Source organism: Streptomyces sp. NPDC042201 (assembly GCF_055582185.1).
The window spans coordinates 87,843-107,557 of record NZ_JBVJDS010000016.1 but is presented as its reverse complement, the minus strand read 5'-3'; the positions used below and the strand labels follow the sequence as shown (position 1 = coordinate 107,557).

Genomic DNA, 19,715 nt, shown 5'->3' with positions numbered 1-19,715 from the left:
GGGGACTTGTGAGGGAAGGCTAGAGAAATCATGACCAAGTGATCATGGTCACGTCACAGAAAGCACTAATTGATCACTAGAGTTGAGGAAGCGTCGCTTACGCAATGAGATAGGGCCAACGCGGCATGTCGGGAAGCAAAAGGATCTAGCGCCCGCACAGATCCTTTGACCCCCAATTCGCCCCAGCGGATGGGCGAATTCGGCCGTTTACCGCCGCTCCGTCAGAGACTGAAGGGTCGCTGCGAGGGCGTCGGGAGTGAGGAGGTCCCCCCGGACGTCGTCCCACGCCGGAGCTCCTGGGGGCTCTCACAGGGTGACGACCGGCTACTCATGGGTCATGATCTGCTCGCTCGTCCCGTGTGCTGAGGCCCGCGCGGCGGGCTTCGTATCTCCGGTTGGCGATTCGCCGTGTGCCGGGGCCGAAGGGGAGGGGTCTCACTCATGTCACCACGCCGGAACCGCCTGCCGGGCCAGCGCACCATCGCCATGGCCTGCGCGGCTGCCATCGCCGCGACCGGACTGACCTACGCCGGGCTACGGCTCACCGATACCGCGCCGGATGCCAAGTCCTCGGCGCCGTCAGCTGCTTCGGCGGTGAGCGAGGCCGATGCCATTGCCCGGGCGGCGAAGACCGGCAAACCCGTGGAAGCGACCTCCCTGCGTACGCCCGAGTCCACCACCTGGGCACGCCCCGACGGCCTGATGTCCCGCCAGATCCACGTCTCACCGATCCGCGCCAAGGTCGACGGCGCATGGAAACCCATCGACCGGTCGCTGCACCGCACCGACCGGGGCTGGGAGCCCAGAGCGACCAACACCGGCATGGTGTTCTCCGCCGGGTCGACGGACGACGGGCACCGCGGCAAACGCGCGTCGCGCTCCACGCCGCGCCGTGTCTCGCTTCTCAAGGGCGTGGCCGCGGAAGCGGGCGAGGCCGCGAGCGCGCTGGTCACTCTGCACTCCGACGGTCACGACATCCAGCTCACCTGGCCCGGTCCCATCCCGCAGCCGGTCATCGACACCAACCGGGCGCTGTACCCCGAGATCATCCCTGGTGCGGATCTCGTGCTCACCGCGGACGACGACGGCTTCGCCCAGCTCCTCGTGGTGAAGAACCGCGCGGCCGCCGCCGACCCCCGCGTCGCCCAGCTCTCCTACGGTCTGACCTCGCCCACCCTCACGTTCCGGCTCGACCCGGCGTCCGACATCGTCAGCGCCGAGAACGCCTACGGCGACGAAGTAGCGATGTCACCCTCTCCGGTGATGTGGGACAACGCCGGCGCTCCGGCCGTCACGGACGGTGGGGTCGGAGCCAGCTCACAGCCCACCGCACCCGAGGACCTCCCGTCGGAGAGCGCGAGTCCTGACGAGACGCCCTCGACCGCGCCAAGTTCCGACGCCGATGCCGAGTCCGACGAGCAGAGCGACCCGTACGCCGAGGTGCTGCCGTCCGCCAGCGACGAATCCGTCCCGCCTGCTCCCGAATCGCCGCTGCCTTCGGCACCCGCCGAGCCGGCCCCCGCGCCCTCACAGTCAGGTGCGGCCGCCACCCTCTCCCTGCCCGCGCTCGACGGCCCGTCCCCCGACTCCCACGGGGCACTGGTCGACGCCGATCTCTCGGGCACCAACTGGATCATCACCCCGGACGCGGACCTGCTGTCCGACCCCTCAACCGTCTTCCCGGTCTTCATCGACCCCTCGGTCAAGAAGCACATCCAGAACTGGACCACCGTCTACAACCGCTACCCCAAGGCCACTTTCTACAACGGCAAAGGCTTCAACAAGGGCGGAACCCACGAGGCGCGGGTCGGCTTCGAATCCGATACCTGGGGTACCTCACGCTCCTTCTTCAACATCGACTTCGACAAGTCCCTGAAGGGCGCGGTCATCACCAACGCCAAGCTGCACGTGCTGGAGACCTACTCCTGGTCATGCAGCGACCGGGCCATGAGCGTGCACCTTACGGACAGCATCGACTCCAAGACCAACTGGAAGAACGCCCCCCAGCTCCATAACGGCAACAAGATCACCACGAGGAGCTTCGCGCACGGCTACAAATCCGGCTGCCGCGACGCGTACGAGGTGTTCGATGTCAAGAAGGCAGCCCAGAAGGCCGCGGACAAGGGCGTCGACACCATCACCTTCGGCATGCGCGCCGTGAACGAGGATTCCCAGTACTCCTGGAAAAAGTTCACCGCCAACGGCGACAACGCACCCGTCCTCGAACTCGTTTACAACCGCCGCCCCGACGCCCCCACCTCCCTCGACCTCGGGCCCGAGGCCAAATGCACCACCACCGAGCCGTACGTCCGGATGGGCGCGGGAGAAATCACCTTCACGGCCTCGGCCGCCGACAAGGACAAGAACCTCGACTACCTCGACTTCGACCTGTGGCCCACCGGTAAGTGGGACACCATCGGGGATCTGCTCAAAACCACCGGCAAGAAGTCCGTGGGCGGAAACCGCAGCAGTGCCCGCGTCACTACCGACGCCTTCTCCACCAGCAAACTGACCAACAACACGCTGTACTCATGGCGCGTGAGGTCCTTCGACGACGCGGGCTCCAGCTCCGGCTACTCCCCGAAGACAACACCCTGCCGGTTCATCCTGGACACCGCCGCACCCAAGCCCCCCAAGGTCTCCTCCACCGACTTCCCCAACGCCGACGGCAGCGAGAACGGCTTCAGTACCCAGCCCGAGGACGCCATCTGGAGCACCCTCAAATTCGGCACCGCCGGCTCCTTCACCGTCCGCGCCCTGAACACCGACGTCGTGCGCTACGAGTACGGCTTCAACTCCCCCTCCTACTCGTTCTCCCTGCCCCGCACCTCCGGCACCGCGACCACGACCAGCGCCACGATCGCCAACGCCAAACCGCCAACCGGCGGCCCCAACGTGCTGTACGTACGGACCGTCGACGGTGCCGGCAACGCCTCTGACCCGACCAAATACTTCTTCTACGTCACTCCGCGCGACCAGGCCGACGCCCCTGGCGACTTCACCGGTGACGGAATGCCCGATCTTCTGACCGTCACCGAGGGCGGCAACCTCTCGCTCTATCCCTCGCAGGCGACGACCAACGACCTCACCAAGGGCAGTGGTGACCTGGACTTCGCCATGTCCGGCGCCTACCGCGACAACCCCGACAAGGATCCCAACGGAGACGACCTCCCCGCCTACACCGCCGCCCCTTCCGGACACTTCGACGGCGCGCTGATCACCCACAATGGAGACATCTACGGCGGCGACGGGCTTCAGGACCTCGTTGCCCGCGTCGACGGCAAACTGTGGGTCTACCCCGGCGACGGCTACGGCGCCGTGAACATCGACAAGCGCCGCGAGATCCTGCTCCCGGCCGAAGCACCCGACCCCAGCACCTTCAGCCAGATCGTTTCCGCAGGTGACGCGACTGGCGACAGCAAAGCCGACTTCTTCGTCACCGTCGGCGACGCGCTGTGGGTCCTCACCGGCTACAACGGCGCGACCATCGAACAGGCCACGCGACTCTCCTCCAGCTCATGGACCGAACGGGACATCGTCACCGCCCAGGACATCACCGGCGACGGCGTCACCGATCTGCTCTACCGAACCGACGTGACCGGACGGCTGCTGCTCCGAACCGGCATCAAGGCAGCATCCGGCGGTGTCGACTTCAACACACTGGCTGCGGCGGCGAATTCAGCGGGAGGACTCGACACCCCGTACGGAGCTTCCGGATGGTCGAGTACCGCCGTCCCGCACATCCTGGGCACCCCCGACACCAACGGCGACTCCATCCCCGACATCTGGACCGTCCCGTCCAACGGATCCGTACGCCTCTATCTCGGCAGCAGGACCGCGCTCTCCGGCAACGGCAGCGAAATCATCGGAACCTACAGCTGGTGGAAGACTCGGCAGACCATCGGCTGACCTCCACCTCAGCCTGCCGGACGAGAAGAGGAACGGGTGCGGTTCCATCTGGGGGAACCGCACCCCTCGATGAAGGTCGCAGAGCCCCTGCCCTGGCGGAACACCAGGGCAGGGGCTCTTCTCTCGTGAGCGGCAGACGAGTCGGGCTGTACGCCGGGGAGAGTCACCACAACGCTATGACCTGCACAAACGTGCAGGTCGGGCGTTTCCGTGGCTACCTTGATGGCTACGTAAGGAGGCGCTCCGCGCCGGAACGATCCGGACGGGGGCTTAGTCGTTCTCGGAGAGGCCGGTTCTGGTATCCACCGAGGCGGACGACATCACCGCCGACATGGTGATCACCAAACTCAACCGGCGCGATGTGCTGGTGGTCCGGTTCAACCCCGCCAGCATCGGCGAGGACCTCGCGGTCTCGGCTCGGTTCGTTTCGGCACCTGCCCGGCCCCTTGGCCGGCTCCGCTTCCAGCACGGCGGATTGTGCCTCGCTCAGCTGTGGCGGCAAGGCTGAACCCGCCGACCGGATGCTGACCCGTGACTCCTTCACGATCACCGAGCTCGGCTCACCCGGGGCGACCCCTTACCTCCAGGGCCGCCCCGGGCGGGACACTCACCAGAATCCGTACTAGAATCTGTACAGAATCAAGCCTCTGTATGGGTACGGTGACAGCATGGAGATCCCTGAGGTCGTGACCGTCAGCGACGCGCGCGCGAGACTGTCGCGGATCCTGACCGACCTGTCGGAGTCGGGCGCGGATGCCGACCCGGTCCTGATCGGCGCCCACCGCAAGCCCCAGGGCGTCCTCCTGTCCGTCGAGGCCTTCGAGGCGCTGAGCGGCCGAGCGGCACGACGTGCGGCCGTCGCCTCGGCCACCGGCTCCATCGAGGCCGAGGGGCTCCAGGCTTCCAAGGCCTCCGACCGCGACACCGAGGCGTACGTGAAGGGCGACCTCGACGCGGACACCCTTGTCGCCCGCGCGATCGCCCGCCACCGACAGACTTCGGAGCGGCGGGCAGGGTGAACGATCCGTACGCCATGCCCAACGGCGTGCTGCGCAACAAGCTCGGCATCACCGACAATCAGCTGCTCGCGGCAGCAGAGGCGGACATCACCCGGGCTCGCCTCGTCATGCTCGCCGAACGCCCCCTACCCGGCGCATACGACCTCGGCCATCTCCAAGCGTTCCATGCCGCGATTTTCGGTGACATCTATCCGTGGGCAGGCGAGTTACGCACCGTGAACATCGCCAAGCGCACACCGTTCTGCCCGGCGAGAAACCTGGTGGCCTACGCCGGAGAGGTCTTCGGTCGTCTCGCCTCCTCCGGTCATCTGCGGAATCTCCCCCGGCAGGAATTCGTCATCCAACTGGCCACGTTCTACGGCGACCTGAACATCCTCCACCCGTTCCGCGAGGGCAACGGCCGTGCCCAGCGGGCGTTCCTTGCCCAACTCAGCGCCGACGCGGGATACGCCCTGAACTGGTCGGGCATGGACCCTCAACGCAACGAGGACGCCTCGGTGAAGAGCTTCCTCGGTGACAACAATCTGTTGGAGCAGCTGCTCGACGAGCTCGTCACCACGAACTGACGCCCGTCACTCCGGCTGGCAAGGATCCTCGGAACAGGGCATCGCCCCTCGGCAACTGAACCGCCCCGGGTTCGGTAGAGACAGGCCGATCGTCGATTCCATCAGGGCGTTGTCGTAGGCGTCGCCGATCGATCCGATCGATGCGGCAATCCCCGCCCGGTCCAGATGCTCCGGGCCTCGTGTGCCCCTCCGCTTCAGGGACCTCTCAGGGACTTTCAGCCCTGTCCGAGGGACTTCCGAGAGACGTTTCGCCGCCTGACGCGGCAAGCCCCTGAAAGATCGGAAGGGGCCTCCGACACAGGTCAGAGGCCCTTTCCAAGGCAAAGCCGCAGGTGGCGGCAGACGAGTCGGGCTGTACGCCGGGTTCTGTCGCCCGGGCGCCTCGCGGCGGCCGGGGAGACGGCCATCCATCTAGGACCGGCGTTGCCGCCGGTCTCGTGCGGTCTACCCGCGGACTCGGGCGGGCAGCCCTCGGTCGTCCGCGCAGGGCCATCAGCCGATGGCCCCTCTTGACCTTGCTCCGGGTGGGGTTTACCTAGCCGTCCGAGTCACCTCGGACGCTGGTGGTCTCTTACACCACCGTTTCACCCTTACCGGGGACCGAGGTCCCCGGCGGTCTGTTTTCTGTGGCACTGTCCCGCGGGTCACCCCGGGTGGGCGTTACCCACCACCCTGCCCTGTGGAGCCCGGACGTTCCTCGGCAAGATCGAAGATCTTGACGCGGCCGTCCGCCCGGCTCGTCTGCCGTGTCGGTCATTCTACCCGCGCGGGCCGGGTTCCTGGCCACGCCCCAAGATCGGCCGGCGGCTCGGCCGGGGATCGGGGCTTGACCTTGCCGCTGCGTCAGGGTCTGTACTGGGTCCATGCGGATCGGAGAGATCGCCGCGCTCGTCGGGCTCACCTCGCGAGCGGTACGGCACTACCACCACCGGGGCCTGCTGCCCGAGCCCACGCGGCGGGCCAACGGCTATCGCCACTACTCGGTACGGGACGCCGTCCTGCTCGCCAGGATCAGGCGGCTGACCGAGCTGGGGCTCGGTCTCGACGAGGTGCGGGACGTGCTCGCCGACGACGCGGGACGCGAACTCGGCGAGGTGCTCGACGAGCTGGACGCCGATCTGGCCCGGCAGGAGGCGGAGATCGGCGCCCGGCGTCGCAGGCTCGCCGAGCTGAGGGAGAGCCCGCCGTCCGCCGAGGCGCCGGTCTCCCCCGCGCTGGCCCGGCTGCTGGGTTCCCTCCCCGCCACCGACTCGCCGACGGCCGCCAAGGACCGCGAGCTGCTGACCTTGATCGACACCACCGGCGACGGCGACCGGATCTACGCCGCGCTGCGCCCGCTGACGCGGGACATGGACATACTCGCCCTCTACCGGCGGCTGGACGAACTCGCCGACGCGGCACCCGGCGACCCCCGGATCGCACCCCTCGCCCAGGAGCTGGCGGCGGCCGTGCCGGCCGAGGTGCTGGCCGCGTTCCCGACGGAAGGACGGCCGGTGACGGCGGGGCTCGGTGCGGCGCTGCTCGCCGACTTCCCCCCGGCGCAGGCCGAGGTCGTACGACAGATGCTGGAAGCACTGACAGAGCGGGGACCGGCATGAAGCGCGCCGTACGCGGACTGATCGCCCACGAGATGCGGGCCCCCGGCAGCCTCGGGCGGTGGGTGGCCGGCCGCCGGCACGGGGTACGGGAGGGCGATCACGCGGCTCCGTACACCGGCCCGCAGACGGCGATGATGTACGGGCTGCTCTTCGTCGCCGTCATCGAGACGGTGGCGCTGGCCGTGCTGATCCCGTGGCCGCTGGTGCACCGGATCGTGCTGGTGCTGGACGCGTACGCGGTGCTGATGGTGCTGGCCCTGCACGCGGGCTGTGTGACCAGGCCCCATGTGGTGGGCGTGGACGGGTCGTTGAGGATCCGTTACGGCGCGCTCTTCGACCTGCGTATCGCCGGGGCGACGATCGCCGCCGTACGGGTCGAACGCCGCTACCCGGACGGCGGGCTGATCCGGTTCGACCCGGCCGACGACGGGATCCTGGATCTTGTGGTGGGCAGTCAGACGACCGTACGGGTGGAGCTGACCGCGCCCGTCACGTTCGTACGACCCCTGGGGCGGCGCGGGCGGGCCCGGGTGATCCGGTTCCACGCGGACGAGCCGGAGGCGCTGGTGCAGGCGTTCGCGCGGGCGCGCGGTCACCTACCCTGGCGCGGGGACCGCACCCCCGCCCCGCCGCTTCCCTGAGGAGAACCACCGTGCTCGTGCTGTTGCCGCCGTCGGAAGGAAAGGCCGCTTCCGGGCGCGGCACTCCCCTGAAGCCGGAGTCCCTCTCCCTGCCGGGGCTGGCCGAGGCCAGGGCCGCCGTGCTGGACGAGCTCGTCGAGCTGTGCGCGGCCGACGAGGAGAAGGCCCGCGAGGTACTGGGCCTGAGCGAGGGGCTGCGCGGCGAGGTCGCGAAGAACGTGGACCTGCGGACGGCAGGCACGCGTCCGGCCGGGGAGATCTACACCGGTGTGCTGTACGACGCGCTGGACCTGGCCACCCTGGACACCGCCGCGAAGCGCCGCGCCGGAAAGTCGCTGCTGGTCTTCTCCGGGCTGTGGGGCGCGGTACGGGTGGGCGACCGGATCCCCTCGTACCGCTGCTCGATGGGGGTCAGGCTGCCGGGGCTCGGCGCGCTGGGCGCGTACTGGCGTACGCCGATGGAGTCGGCCCTGCCAGAGGCGGCGAGCACGGGGCTTGTGCTGGACCTGCGCTCGTCCGCGTACGCGGCGGCGTGGAAGCCGAAGAGTGAGCTCGCGGGGCGTACGGCGACGGTACGGGTACTGCACGCGCGGATCGACCCCGCGACCGGAGCCGAGAAGCGCTCGGTGGTGAGTCACTTCAACAAGGCGACGAAGGGCCGGCTGGTACGGGATCTGCTGACGGCGGGCGTCAAGCCGAAGAACCCGGCGGAGCTGGTGGAGGCGCTGCGGGCGCTGGGGTACGTGGTGGAGGCGGCGGCGCCGGCCAAGGACAGCCGGCCATGGGCGCTGGATGTGGTGGTCACGGAGATCCACTGAGCGCCGTCGCACGCCCCCTCGCACGCCCCCTCACGCCCGATCGCACGCTTCCGTGCACGCTCTATCACACGCCTCATTGCACCCTGCGCAACGCTCATTGCGCAGAGTGGCGCACGCACGGCAAGATGAGCCCATGACCTCCGTGCTCGACCTCGCTCCCGTCATCCCTGTCGTCGTCCTCGACGATGCCGCCGACGCCGTGCCTCTCGCCCGCGCCCTGGTCGCGGGCGGGCTGCCCGCGATCGAGGTGACGCTGCGGACGGCGGCCGCCCTCCACGCGATCCGCGCCATCGCGGCGGAGGTGCCGGACGCGATGATCGGCGCGGGCACGGTGCTGACGGCCGGTGCGGTCATCGACTCGGTGGAGGCGGGCGCGCGCTTCCTGGTCAGCCCGGGGTGGACGGACGCGCTGCTGCGCGCGATGCAGGTCTCGGGCGTCCCGTTCCTGCCGGGGGTGTCGACTGCGTCGGAGGTCGTGGCGCTGCTGGAGCGCGGGGTGACAGAGATGAAGTTCTTCCCGGCGGAGGCGGCGGGTGGCACGGCCTACCTGAAGTCCCTGGCGGGCCCGCTCCCCCGGGCGCGCTTCTGCCCCACGGGCGGGATCACGGCGGAATCCGCCGCGTCGTACCTGTCCCTGCCGAACGTCGGCTGCGTCGGCGGTACGTGGATGCTGCCGCCGGACGCGCTGGCGGCGAAGGACTGGGACCGGGTGGAGTCCCTGGCCCGCGAGGCGTCGACGCTGAGCCTGTCGCGCCGGTCCTGACCTCCGTACGGGCCTGCTGGTCCTGACCTCCGTACGGACGGCCGGTCCTGACCTCCGTACCGGCCCGGTCCCTCCCCGGCCGCCCGGCTCCCTCACCGACCGCCGAAGTCCAGGGAGTCCAGGAAGTCCAGGAAGTCCAGCGAGACGTACTCCGCCACCGGCCGGTAACCCAGGCGCGGATAGAGCGCGTTGGTCGTCGGGTTCGCCGTGTCCGTGAAGAGCAGCACCTCGTCCGCGCCCGCCTCCCGCGCGGCCCCGCTCACCGCCGCCGTCACCGCCGCCGCGTACCCACGCCCGCGCAGCCGTGGCGGGGTGTAGACCGGCGCGACCCGGATCTGCCCCGCCACCAGCGGTGTACGGCCGGCCATCGACACCGGCACGCCGGGGGCGGACTCCCAGAACAGCAGCCGCCCGTCCTCGATCCTGCGGACCGTCGCGGCCGTGTAGTCCGTCCCGGCCGGCTCCCCGATGTCCGCGGCGAACGCGTCCATCCACTCCACGGCCAGCGCTACGTCCCCGGCGCCCGCGAGCCGCGCCCGGCCAGCGGGCGGGGGCAGTTGAGGAGTCAGGTCGCCCAGGCGGAAGAGCCGCATCCCCTGGGAGTCCCAGCGCCTGTCCACTCCCCCGGTCAGCTCCTGGGCGAAGGCCGTCGCGCTCTCCTTCTCGCCCCGTACACCTGACACCGGAGGCCCGCTCTCCCGCAGCACGCGAGCCAGCTCCCGCGCCGCCCGGGTGTCCATCGGCCCGAGGGACGGCGGCCGCGGCGGGGTCTGGACGAACGCTCCGGTCACCGGGGCGCCCTCACTCTCCCGCCACCAGCCGAACCGCGCGGAAGCGGCCGTACCAGCGACACCGACCGCGCCGTCACGGCGTACCGCCTCGCTGACGGTCAGCAGCACCGTGTTGCGCGCCGGATCCGCCGCCAGATACGGATCCGCCACCCGGCGGAACTCCGCCACGTCCTCGGTCAGTTGCCAGGTCATGCCCGATGGTCCTACGCCACCGCCCCCGCCGCACCCGCTTTTGGACCGGTCCTGTCAGCGCAGATGGGATGTGTCGTTGAGGAGCCGCACCGAGGCGTTGCCGTCCGCGTAGTACGCCACGGCCGACAGCGAGGCCGCCGACAGCTCCATCCGGAACAGGGACTCCGGCGGTGCGCCCAGGGCCAGCCGTACCAGCGTCTTCACCGGGGTGACATGCGTGACCAGGAGGACCGTTCTGCCCTGGTACCGGTCGAGCAGCCGGTCGCGGGCGGCCGCGACCCGGCGGCCGACCGTGTCGAAGCTCTCGCCGCCGCCGGTGGGCGCGACGGCGGGCGAGGCGAGCCAGGCGTTCAGGTCGTCGGGGTACCGCTCCCGTACCTCGGCGAAGGTCAGACCCTCCCACGCGCCGAAGTCCGTCTCGCGCAGGCCGTCTTCGACGGTGACGTCCAGGCCGAGCCGGGCGGCGACGGCTTCCGCGGTCTCGCGGCAGCGCCTGAGCGGTGAGGAGACGATCTCCTGGACGGTGCCGCGCGCGGCCAGCGCCCCGGCGACGGCCTCGGCCTGTCGGCGGCCGGCCGCCGACAGCTCCGGGTCGCTGCCGCCGCTGCCCGAGAATCGCTTCTCGGGGGTGAGGGCGGTCTCGCCGTGCCGCAGCAGTACGAAGGTGGCGGGGGCGCCGAGGTCGGCGGGGGCACCCCAGCCGACGGCCGGGGCGGCCCCGGAGGCCGTATCGGTCGCGAAGGCCGCATCGGTCGCGGCCGAAGAAGCGGTAGGCACCACCGGCGAAGCCGTCTCCGACAGGGACAGCTCGGTCTGAGCCGCGCGCCCGACGGCCTTGCCGGCCCCGGACCCCGCCATCGCCGCTCGCGCCTTGGCCGCACCCGCCACGGCGTCACCCGGCGGGCCGGACTCCACAGCGGCGGCCGCGCGCGCCGCGGACGCGTCCAGCGCGGCCGTGGACGCCGAAGGCTCCCACTGCCTGCCCTTCTTGCCCGCGTCCATCGCCTCGTTGGCGAGCCGGTCCGCGTGCTTGTTCTTCTCGCGCGGGATCCACTCGTACGTGACCTGCCCCGCCGGGAAGATCCGCGCGGCCTCCGCCGCCAGCGGCTTCATGTCGGGGTGCTTGATCTTCCAGCGTCCCGACATCTGCTCGACGACGAGCTTGGAGTCCATCCGGACATGGACCCCGGCGGCCGGGTCGAGGGCCTTCGCGGCCTTCAGCCCGGCGATCAGGCCCTTGTACTCGGCGACATTGTTCGTGGCGACGCCGATGTACTCCGCGGCCTCCGCGAGCGGCTCTCCGCTCCGCGGGTCGAGGACGACCGCGCCGTACCCGGCGGGCCCCGGATTGCCCCGGGAGCCGCCGTCCGCCTCGACCACGAACTTCGGCGTCCGCCGAGGCGGCCGCTCAGACGTCGACGGCGTGGGCGGCGTCGGCGGCGTCACCATCGGCTACAGACCCGAGTCGGCGGTACGGACCAGAATGCGGCGGCAGTTCTCGCACCGCAGCACGGTGTCGGCGGACGCGGCCCTGACGTCGTTGACCTCGGTGATGTTCAGCTCCAGCTGGCAGCCCTCGCAGCGGCGGCGGAACAGGCGGGCCGCGCCCACCCCGCCCTGCTGGACGCGCAGCTTCTCGTACAGCTTGAGCAGATCGGCGGGGACGGACCCGGCGATGACCTCGCGCTCCTTGGTCACGGTCGCGGTCTCGCCGTCGAACTCCTCGAAGGCGGCGTCGCGGCGCGCGACCGCGTCGTCGGTCTTGGACTGGACGGAAAAAACGCGTTCCGTCAGCTCGGTGACCCGCTCCTGCGCGGACTCGCGGCGCTCCATGACTTCGAGGACGACGTCCTCCAGGTCGCCCTGGCGCTTGGCGAGCGAGACGATCTCGCGCTGGAGGTTCTCCAGGTCCTTGGGCGAGGTGACCGCGCCGGAGTCCAGACGCTGCTGGTCACGGACGGCGCGCTGGCGCACCTGGTCGACGTCCTGCTCCGCCTTGATCTGCTCGCGGGCGGTGTCGCTCTCCTCGGTCGTCGCGGCGACGAGCAGGTCCCGCAGCTGGGCGAGGTCCTTGGTGAGCGACTCGATCTCGGAGTGCTCGGGCAGGGACGAGCGCTTGTGGTCGAGCTGCGACAGCCGTACGTCGAGGGCCTGGACGTCGAGAAGTCGGATCTGGTCGGCGGGCGCGGCGTTCAGTTGGGGGCTCCTGGGGGATCGGCAGGGGCGCGCGAAGCGCTCGTTGGAAGGGCGGGGGCGAGATGGGCGGACCAGGGGTCGGTGACCGTCTTCGAGACATGGACCCGCAGGTCCCAGCCATGGCGGTCGGAAATCTCGTCGAGTTGGGCGGCGGCCTGCTCGCACCAGGGCCACTCGGTGGCCCAGTGCGCGGCGTCGATCAGCCCGAGCGCGCTGTGCTGGGTGGCCTCGGAGACGGGGTGGTGGCGCAGGTCGGCGGTGAGGAACACGTCCACGCCCGCGGCTCTGACCTGGTCGAAGAGGCCGTCGCCGGAGCCGCCGCTGACCGCGACCGTACGGACGACGGCGTCCGGGTCGCCGGCGATACGGACGCCCTGCGCGGTGGCGGGCAGCCGGTGCGCGACGCGGGCCGCGAGGTCGCGGAGCGTGGCGGGGTGATCGAGCTCGCAGATCCGGCCAAGACCCCGCCGGCCGGCGGGGTCGGTGGGATCCGGTACGAGGGGCCCCACGATCCGCAGGTCCAGCGCGCCCGCGAGGGCGTCGGAGACGCCGGGGTCGGCGGTGTCGGCGTTGGTGTGGGCCACGTGCAGCGCGATGTCGTGCTTGATGAGGGTGTGCACGACCCGGCCCTTGAAGGTGGAGGCCGCGACCGTCGACGTACCGCGCAGATAGAGCGGGTGGTGGGTGACGATCAGCTCGGCGCCGAGCCGCACGGCTTCCTCGGCGATGTCCTGGACGGGGTCGACGGCGAACAGGACACGGGTCACCGTGGCCTCGGGATCACCGCAGACCGTGCCGACGGCATCCCACTGTTCGGCCCGCTCAGGGGGCCAGAGGGCATCGAGCGCGGCGAGGACTTCGGACAGACGGGGCACGGGGGAAAGGCTACCTGCCCCGCGTACCCCGGCGGCCCTGGCTCCGGCGACCACCGGGGCGGGCGAAGCCCGTACGGCACCCGGCGGCCGGGCGGAGCCCGCAGCCGCGCCCGGCCACCGGGCGCCGTACGGGCCGGGCTCCCCGCTCGACGCGGCAGCCGCTACTTGACGAGGTAGCCGCGGAGGTCGTCGAGGACCAGGTTGGCCGCCGTGACGCCCAGGCCCAGGTACCAGGTCTCGTCCTTGACGTCCTTGGCCTGGCCGGCCTTGACCGCCCTCAGGTTCTTCCACAGCGGGTTGGAACGCGCGGTGTCACGGTCGGTCTTGCCCGGGTCTCCGTACACACCGGTGAAGATCCAGTCGGCGTCCGCGTCGTCGATCTTCTCCGGGCTGATCTCCACGGCGAGATCGTTGATCTGCTGGTTCTCCGGCCGCGGCAGACCGGTGTCATCGAGGATCGTGCCGATGAAGGACGCCTTCGCGTACAGCCGCAGCCGGTCGGGCATGTAGCGGACCATCGAGATGGTCGGCTTGTCGGGGCCGATCGCGGCGCCGAGGTCGGCCGCCTTCTTGCCGTACGCGTCGAGCTCGGCCTTCGCCTCGGCGGTGCGGTCCAGCGCCTGGGCGTTGAGGAGGTAGTTCTCCTTCCAGGTGAAGCCCGGCCGGATGGCGAAGACCGTCGGAGCGATCTTCGAAAGCTCCTGGTACTTGTCCGCCGCGCGCAGCTGGCTGCCGAGAATGAGGTCGGGGCGGAGGGCCGCGACGGCCTCAAGGTTGAGGTTGTTGATCGTCCCGACGCTCTTCGGGGCGCCCGCGCCCTTCTTCAGGTAGCTGGGGATGCCGTCGTCGCCCTCCGTGGGGGCGTATCCGACCGGCTGGACGCCGAGCGACACGACATTGTCGAACTCACCGACGTCCAGTACGACGACCCGCTGGGGGCGGTCCTTCAGCTCCGTCTTGCCCAGGGCGTGCGTGATCGTGCGCGGGAACTGGCCCGGCTGGGCGTCGGTCCCGTACGCGGCCGTCTTCTTGGCCGCGTCGGCGAAGTCCTTGCCGCCCGTGGCGACGGCGGCCTTCTTGCCGCTCCCGCCGTCGGAGGCGGCGGAGCCGCTGTCGGAAGAGTCGCCGCTGCCGCAGGCCGCGAGGGAGAGCGTGGCGGCGAGAGCGACTACGGCGGCTGCGCCACGGCGTCGTATGGACATCTTCAATGCTCCTGGGGGTGGGAAAAAGGGTCGAGCAAGGCGTGCAGAGCGGAGAAGAGCGATGCAGGGGCAGTGCTCACCTGGTTACTTAGGCGTGCCTTACCTTAGCCACCGCCCGCGCGGCCAGCACACCCGCCCCCGCGCTCTCAGGCGAATCCCGCCCCAGCCACCCTTATGTGTGAAGTGAGGGGCCTTGTGCCGTTCGAGAGGAAGTGCGAAAACTAGCTTCGTCGCCGGAGGTGACGAACCGATGACGGTCTGTGCCATCGAGACGACGGCTGCGAAGGACGGGGCGGTACGGAGTACGGGGTTCGCGATCACGGCGGACGGGGCGTACGCCGCACGGCTGACGCTGGGCGCGACGGGGAGCGGGGACGCGTGGTTCCCGGAGCGGTGGACCCTCGACGGGCCGGAGCCGTACGCCGTACCCCTCCCCCTCGATCAGCCCGAGGAGCCCGACACCGAGGTGCTGCCCCTGAGCGACGGACGGGTGCTCATCCGCCGCCGGGTGGCGGACCGCCATGACTTCTCCCTGCTCTATCCGATGGGACCGGGCACGGGACAGCTGCCGGTGGGCGCGGTCGCCCGCGCGGAGCTGACGCTGCTGCCGCCGTCGCCGGACGGCAGGTGCGTGTACGCCCTGACGCCCGGCACCCGCTCCACCACGCTCTGGCTGGTGGCGGGCGGCGCGTTCGGCCCCGAGCGGATCACGGAGGTGCCCGGCCGCTGCTCGGGCGGCGTGTGGCTGGACCGTACGGGGCGGCTGCTGGCCCTGGACCGGGAGACGGACGGCGTGGTGAAGTCCGTCGCCGTCGATCTGGAGCGCGGCGGCGAGGTGACACCGCTGCTGCAGATCACGGAGGAGAGCAACGACCGGCTGCTGCTGGCCGACCCCGACAGCGGGCTGCTGCTGATCCGCTCGGACGCGCCGGGCCATGACCGGCTGGGCTGGGGCGTCCTGGGGAGTCTGCGGCCGGTGCGCTTTCCCGAGTGCCTGCGGCCGGCGGACTGCGCGGTGACGCCGTTCGCCGTACAGCCGGGGCAGGTCCTGATGCCGGAAAGCTGCGCGGTGGCGTTCCGGATCGACGGGGCGGCGGGCAGCCGGGTGGGGATGTGGCGGCCGGCGGGCCGGCGGCTGCGTCAACTGGCCGCGCCCGAGGGGTGGCTGGCGGGGGCCGGGCTGTGGACCCGGGAGGGTGTGCTGCGACTGCCGTACGCGACGGCGGCGGTGCCGTGCGGGGTGGCGCGGATCGAGGCCCCGGCCGACGGACTCCTTCCCTCATCCGGGCCCGGGGCGCAATCCGGGTCGGGGGCAGGCGCGGGGGCCTGCGCGGCCGGAGCCGGGCTGATCACGGATCCGGCACAGATGGAGTCCGCCTGCGCGGAACCATCGGCCGCTCCACGCACTCCTGTGATGTGCAGGCCGGTGCCCTTGCAGCAGGCGCCGCTCACCGGCCGCGAGGCACATGGCTAGGTCCTGTCCGGTGGATCTTCGCGGATCAGCCCGCGGCGTCTGGTGCCGTGCATCGCAAGGCGGAGGATCGCCCATGTACTGGACGTACTTGGGTGACTCCGACAACGCGGCGAGGTGCGGTGCCAGGCGTCGCGGGCCCGCGAAGATCCGCCGGACAGGGCCTAGACTTTCGCGGGGCTACGCAGCCGTACCGGCCGGTCGCCGTCGGTGACTGTGATGTGGACAGTGACCGTGTCGCGGCCCGGGTGGTACGGGGACGGCCGGGGCCCCTGCGCCACACACGAAGCGATCACGACGGGGTGACTTCCCACATGTCAGAAGCCCGAATCGACCCGACCCAGCAGCGTCCGCAGGCAACGGCCCTCAACCGGGACGACGCCGGCGGCTTCGGAAAACACCGAGGGGGTGCGGCACCGACGGAGGATTCGGTGTCTCCCGCCTACGGCCGCCACCGCCGTCCGGCAGAAGGCGGCAACGCGGCCTGACGGGTCGACACGTACGAGGAGAGGCCACCGCGCGGCGATCACGCGGTGGCCTCTCCGTCTCCCCCCGGGTCAACGGGCAGGCCCTCGGAGCATGTTCGGCGCGCTCGCGGTCGCATATCACCGCGGGCGGGCGGTGGGACATTTGTACCGGGCAAGTCCGTACACGCGCCTCTGCCGGGGCAACGGGTGGGCCCCGTAGCGTCAATTGACATGACGCAGACAACAGACACCTCGGCCGCGGTGAGCTTCACCGGCGTGGCCAAGAGCTTCGGGGCGGTCCGGGCCGTGGACGGGATCGGCCTCGACATCCCACGCGGGGAGACCGTCGCGCTGCTCGGACGCAACGGCGCGGGCAAGTCGACCACCATCGGGCTGCTCCTCGGGCTCGACGAGCCGGACGCCGGGACCGTACGGCTCTTCGGCGGACCGCCCTCGCGGGCCGTCGCGGCCGGGCGGGTCGGGGCGATGCTTCAGGACGGCCGGCCGATCCGCCGGGTGACGGTGCGGGAGCTGGTCGCGTTCGTGGCGTCCACCTTCCCGGACCCGCTGCCCGTCGCCGAGGCGCTCGGCCTCGCCGGGCTCACGGAGGTCGCTGGCCGCCGAATCGACAAGCTTTCCGGCGGCCAGCTGCAACGAGTCAGGTTCGCGGTCGCGCTGGCCGGCGGCCCGGAGCTGATCGTCCTCGACGAACCCACCGCCGCGCTCGACGTGGAGGCCCGCCGCTCCTTCTGGGGCTCCATGCGCGCCTACGCCGAGCGCGGCAACACCGTGCTCTTCTCCACGCACTATCTGGAGGAGGCCGACACCAACGCCGACCGGATCATCGTCATCGACCACGGCCGGATCGTCGCCGACGGCACCAGTGAGCTGATCAAGGGCTCGGTCGGTGGCCATCTCGTCTCCTTCGACCTGCCGGACGACCTCGCGGGTGAGCCGGCCGAGCCGGCGGGCCAGGGGGCGGGCCTCGGCACGGAGGAGCGGCTCGGGCTGCTGCCCGGCGTCATCTCCGTCGAGATACGCGGGCGCCGCGCCCGGCTCCGTACGGACGACTCCGACGCCACGGTCGTCGCCCTGGCCGGACTCGACGCGATCCGCCGGCTCGAAGTGGCCCCGGCGACGCTCGAAGACGCCTTTCTGGCCCTCACCAAGGAGGCTGTGTGATGCGGGAGTACATCATGCTCGAAGTGCGCCGGACGCTGCGCGACCCCGGTTTCGTCATCTTCGGCGCCGGGATGCCGGTCCTGATGTATCTGCTGTTCACCAACATCGGCGGGGCCGGCGCCGACGCCGCCGAGTGGAGGACCGCCTCCATGGTCGGCATGGCCGCGTACGGCGCGCTGGGCGCGGCCGTCGGTACCGGTACCGGCATCGCCGAGGACAAGTCGCTCGGCTGGCTCCGCCAGCTGCGGATCACCCCGATGTCACCCCGCCGGGTGGTGCTGGGCCGGGCGATCAGCAGCTCGGTGACGGTTCTGCCCGCGCTGCTTGCCGTTCTCGTCGCGGGCGGTCTGGTCAACGGCGTACGGCTCGCCCTCTGGCAGTGGGCCGCCCTGACCGCGCTGCTGTGGGCGGGCGCGCTCCCCTTCACCCTGCTCGGCATCGGCAACGGCTACCGGCTCTCCGCCCAGACAACCGGCGTGGTGAACGTGGGCTGTCTGATGGGCATGTCCGTGATCGGCGGTCTCTGGTTCCCGGTCGAGGCGTTCCCCGGCTGGCTGGCCGCGCTCGCCCGGTACACCCCGGCCAACCGCTTCGCCGATCTGGGCTGGTCCACCACGGCGGGCACGGCGCCCAGCGCCACCACCGTCGTGGTGCTGGCCGGCTGGCTGCTGGTGTTCGGTTCGTACGCTGTGAGCTCGTACCGCAGGTCAGCGAGGACCCTATGACGTCGACGCGAGAACCGAAGACACCAAAGACACCGCAGGCACTGAAAGCACCGCAGGCACCGCAGGCACCGCAGGCACCGCAAGCGCCTCAGGCACCTCAAGCACCGAAGAAGCGGCGCGGGTGCCGGGGACCGGGGCGGCCGGGGCCGCCCAGCGGATACGCGCTGCTGCCCTGGCTGCTGCTGGGCCTCGGCTCCTTCTCCAATATCGTGCAGGGCAGGACGCCCAACCCCTGGTTCGGCGGCATCGGTCTGCTGGTCTTCAACTCCCTCTATGTCTCCGTGGTGTTCCGGTCCTTCAACCGGGCGGCGCGGGACAGCCGCGCCACCCGGTGGACACTCGTCGCCATGGGCCTGATGACCTTCGGGCTCAGCGGCGTCTACGGCGGCAGCTGGCTGCTGTTCCTGCCGCTCTTCGGACTCGCGTGCGGCAGTGTGCTGCGCGGCCGCGCGCTCGGCTGGGTGGGGCTCCCGCTGAGCGCCGCCGCCGTGACCGTCGCGGCGTACCACGACGGCTGGGGCGCGATCCCGATCGCGTACGGCACCCTGATCTCCATGATGGTGACCGCTGCCCTCCTCACCCTCTCCGAGACGGTCGTGGAACTGCGCGACACCCGCCAGGAGCTGGCTCGTTCCGCCGTGGAGCAGGAACGGCTGCGGTTCTCCCGCGATCTGCACGATCTGCTCGGCCACACCCTGTCCGTGATCGTGGTCAAGGCGGAGGCCGCGCGCAGGCTGGCGCCGCGCGATCCGGACGCGGCCCTGACCCAGGTCTCGGACATCGAGTCCGTCGGCAGGCAGGCCCTGACCGAGATCAGGGAGGCCGTCACCGGATACCGCGAGGGCAGCCTCTCCACGGATCTGGACCGGGCGCGCTCCGCGCTGTCCGCCGCCGGGATCGAACCGGTGGTACGGCAGTCGGGGCCGCCGCTGGAGCCACGGACCGAGGTGCTGCTCGGCTGGGTGGTGCGGGAGGCGGTGACCAATGCCGTACGGCACAGCGCTGCGACGCACTGCACGATCACGGTGGACGGCTCGCCGGAGCGGGTCCGGCTGACGGTGACCGACGACGGCGTAGGCGCAGGCGTCGGCGTACGGTCAGTAGGACCCGAGCAGGCGATATCCACCGGGGGTACCTACGGGGGTACGGGCCTGAAGGGCCTCACCGAGCGGCTCGCGGCGGCGGGCGGCGCCCTCGAAGCGGGCCCGGCGGGCAAGGGCTTCCGGGTGACCGCCGTACTGCCGGTGGATTCCCCGGCGGCCACCGGACACGTGCTTGACGCTCCGCCCGCCGGGTGATG

The 19,715-nt window shown here is 70.8% G+C and carries 17 protein-coding genes and 1 other RNA gene; 12 read left to right on the top strand and 6 right to left on the bottom strand.

What is annotated here, in order from left to right; translation table 11 throughout:
- The first annotated feature begins 441 nt into the window (after positions 1–441).
- The 4 genes from ACZ6MZ_RS30720 (at position 442) to ACZ6MZ_RS30705 (ending at position 5,494) form a co-directional block, all read left to right on the top strand.
- On the top strand, positions 442–3,909 hold the full coding sequence (locus tag ACZ6MZ_RS30720) for a DNRLRE domain-containing protein (protein ID WP_469355678.1): 3,468 nt from the start codon (positions 442–444) through the stop codon (positions 3,907–3,909).
- A 331-nt stretch (positions 3,910–4,240) separates the two neighbouring features.
- A complete protein-coding gene (locus ACZ6MZ_RS30715) occupies positions 4,241–4,417 on the top strand; it encodes a hypothetical protein (RefSeq protein WP_469355676.1) in 177 nt (58 codons plus the stop codon).
- A gap of 160 nt (positions 4,418–4,577) precedes the next feature.
- Positions 4,578–4,928, top strand: a complete 351-nt coding sequence (locus tag ACZ6MZ_RS30710) for an antitoxin VbhA family protein (protein ID WP_266679700.1) — start codon at positions 4,578–4,580, stop codon at positions 4,926–4,928.
- Complete coding sequence (locus ACZ6MZ_RS30705) at positions 4,925–5,494, top strand: Fic/DOC family protein (RefSeq protein ID WP_384190132.1); 570 nt, start codon at positions 4,925–4,927, stop codon at positions 5,492–5,494. The genes ACZ6MZ_RS30710 and ACZ6MZ_RS30705 overlap by 4 nt, the downstream gene beginning before the upstream one ends.
- Positions 5,495–5,833: 339 nt before the next feature.
- Here the strand turns inward: ACZ6MZ_RS30705 and rnpB are convergent.
- Positions 5,834–6,234, bottom strand: an RNA gene (gene rnpB / locus ACZ6MZ_RS30700) — RNase P RNA component class A.
- Between the two features lie 123 nt (positions 6,235–6,357).
- On the opposite strand from rnpB, the gene ACZ6MZ_RS30695 reads away from it, so the two are divergent.
- The 4 genes from ACZ6MZ_RS30695 (at position 6,358) to ACZ6MZ_RS30680 (ending at position 9,314) form a co-directional block, all read left to right on the top strand.
- Positions 6,358–7,092: a MerR family transcriptional regulator gene (locus ACZ6MZ_RS30695; RefSeq protein ID WP_469355673.1), complete on the top strand. Its 735-nt coding sequence runs from the start codon at positions 6,358–6,360 to the stop codon at positions 7,090–7,092.
- On the top strand, positions 7,089–7,733 hold the full coding sequence (locus ACZ6MZ_RS30690; RefSeq protein ID WP_469355672.1) for a hypothetical protein: 645 nt from the start codon (positions 7,089–7,091) through the stop codon (positions 7,731–7,733). Before ACZ6MZ_RS30695 ends, ACZ6MZ_RS30690 begins: the two co-directional genes overlap by 4 nt.
- Before the next feature lie 11 nt (positions 7,734–7,744).
- Positions 7,745–8,551, top strand: a complete 807-nt coding sequence (yaaA, locus tag ACZ6MZ_RS30685; protein ID WP_469355671.1) for a peroxide stress protein YaaA — start codon at positions 7,745–7,747, stop codon at positions 8,549–8,551.
- A 133-nt stretch (positions 8,552–8,684) separates the two neighbouring features.
- Positions 8,685–9,314: a bifunctional 4-hydroxy-2-oxoglutarate aldolase/2-dehydro-3-deoxy-phosphogluconate aldolase gene (locus ACZ6MZ_RS30680; protein ID WP_469355669.1), complete on the top strand. Its 630-nt coding sequence runs from the start codon at positions 8,685–8,687 to the stop codon at positions 9,312–9,314.
- 92 nt (positions 9,315–9,406) lie between these two features.
- Here the strand turns inward: ACZ6MZ_RS30680 and ACZ6MZ_RS30675 are convergent, their stop codons facing one another.
- The 5 genes from ACZ6MZ_RS30675 to ACZ6MZ_RS30655 form a co-directional block, all read right to left on the bottom strand.
- Positions 9,407–10,297 (bottom strand): GNAT family N-acetyltransferase, encoded by an 891-nt coding sequence (locus ACZ6MZ_RS30675; RefSeq protein WP_469355667.1) that lies wholly within the window; start codon positions 10,295–10,297, stop codon positions 9,407–9,409.
- 54 nt (positions 10,298–10,351) lie between these two features.
- Positions 10,352–11,677 carry a bifunctional RNase H/acid phosphatase gene (locus tag ACZ6MZ_RS30670; protein ID WP_469355665.1) on the bottom strand — a complete coding sequence of 442 codons (1,326 nt, stop codon included), beginning with the start codon at positions 11,675–11,677 and terminating at the stop codon, positions 10,352–10,354.
- Positions 11,678–11,749: 72 nt separating this feature from the next.
- Complete coding sequence (locus tag ACZ6MZ_RS30665; protein WP_469355714.1) at positions 11,750–12,493, bottom strand: zinc ribbon domain-containing protein; 744 nt, start codon at positions 12,491–12,493, stop codon at positions 11,750–11,752.
- Positions 12,490–13,368 (bottom strand): Nif3-like dinuclear metal center hexameric protein, encoded by an 879-nt coding sequence (locus tag ACZ6MZ_RS30660; protein ID WP_469355663.1) that lies wholly within the window; start codon positions 13,366–13,368, stop codon positions 12,490–12,492. Before ACZ6MZ_RS30660 ends, ACZ6MZ_RS30665 begins: the two co-directional genes overlap by 4 nt.
- Positions 13,369–13,529: 161 nt before the next feature.
- Complete coding sequence (locus ACZ6MZ_RS30655) at positions 13,530–14,570, bottom strand: ABC transporter substrate-binding protein (protein ID WP_469355661.1); 1,041 nt, start codon at positions 14,568–14,570, stop codon at positions 13,530–13,532.
- Between the two features lie 250 nt (positions 14,571–14,820).
- On the opposite strand from ACZ6MZ_RS30655, the gene ACZ6MZ_RS30650 reads away from it, so the two are divergent.
- The 4 genes from ACZ6MZ_RS30650 (at position 14,821) to ACZ6MZ_RS30635 (ending at position 19,713) form a co-directional block, all read left to right on the top strand.
- A complete protein-coding gene (locus ACZ6MZ_RS30650; protein WP_469355659.1) occupies positions 14,821–16,044 on the top strand; it encodes a hypothetical protein in 1,224 nt (407 codons plus the stop codon).
- 695 nt (positions 16,045–16,739) lie between these two features.
- A complete protein-coding gene (locus ACZ6MZ_RS30645; protein ID WP_469355657.1) occupies positions 16,740–17,690 on the top strand; it encodes an ABC transporter ATP-binding protein in 951 nt (316 codons plus the stop codon).
- Positions 17,690–18,415 (top strand): ABC transporter permease, encoded by a 726-nt coding sequence (locus ACZ6MZ_RS30640; protein ID WP_469355656.1) that lies wholly within the window; start codon positions 17,690–17,692, stop codon positions 18,413–18,415. The genes ACZ6MZ_RS30645 and ACZ6MZ_RS30640 overlap by 1 nt, the downstream gene beginning before the upstream one ends.
- Entirely contained in the window at positions 18,412–19,713 is a 1,302-nt protein-coding gene (locus ACZ6MZ_RS30635) for a sensor histidine kinase (RefSeq protein ID WP_469355655.1), read from the top strand. The genes ACZ6MZ_RS30640 and ACZ6MZ_RS30635 overlap by 4 nt, the downstream gene beginning before the upstream one ends.
- Positions 19,714–19,715: the final 2 nt, after the last annotated feature.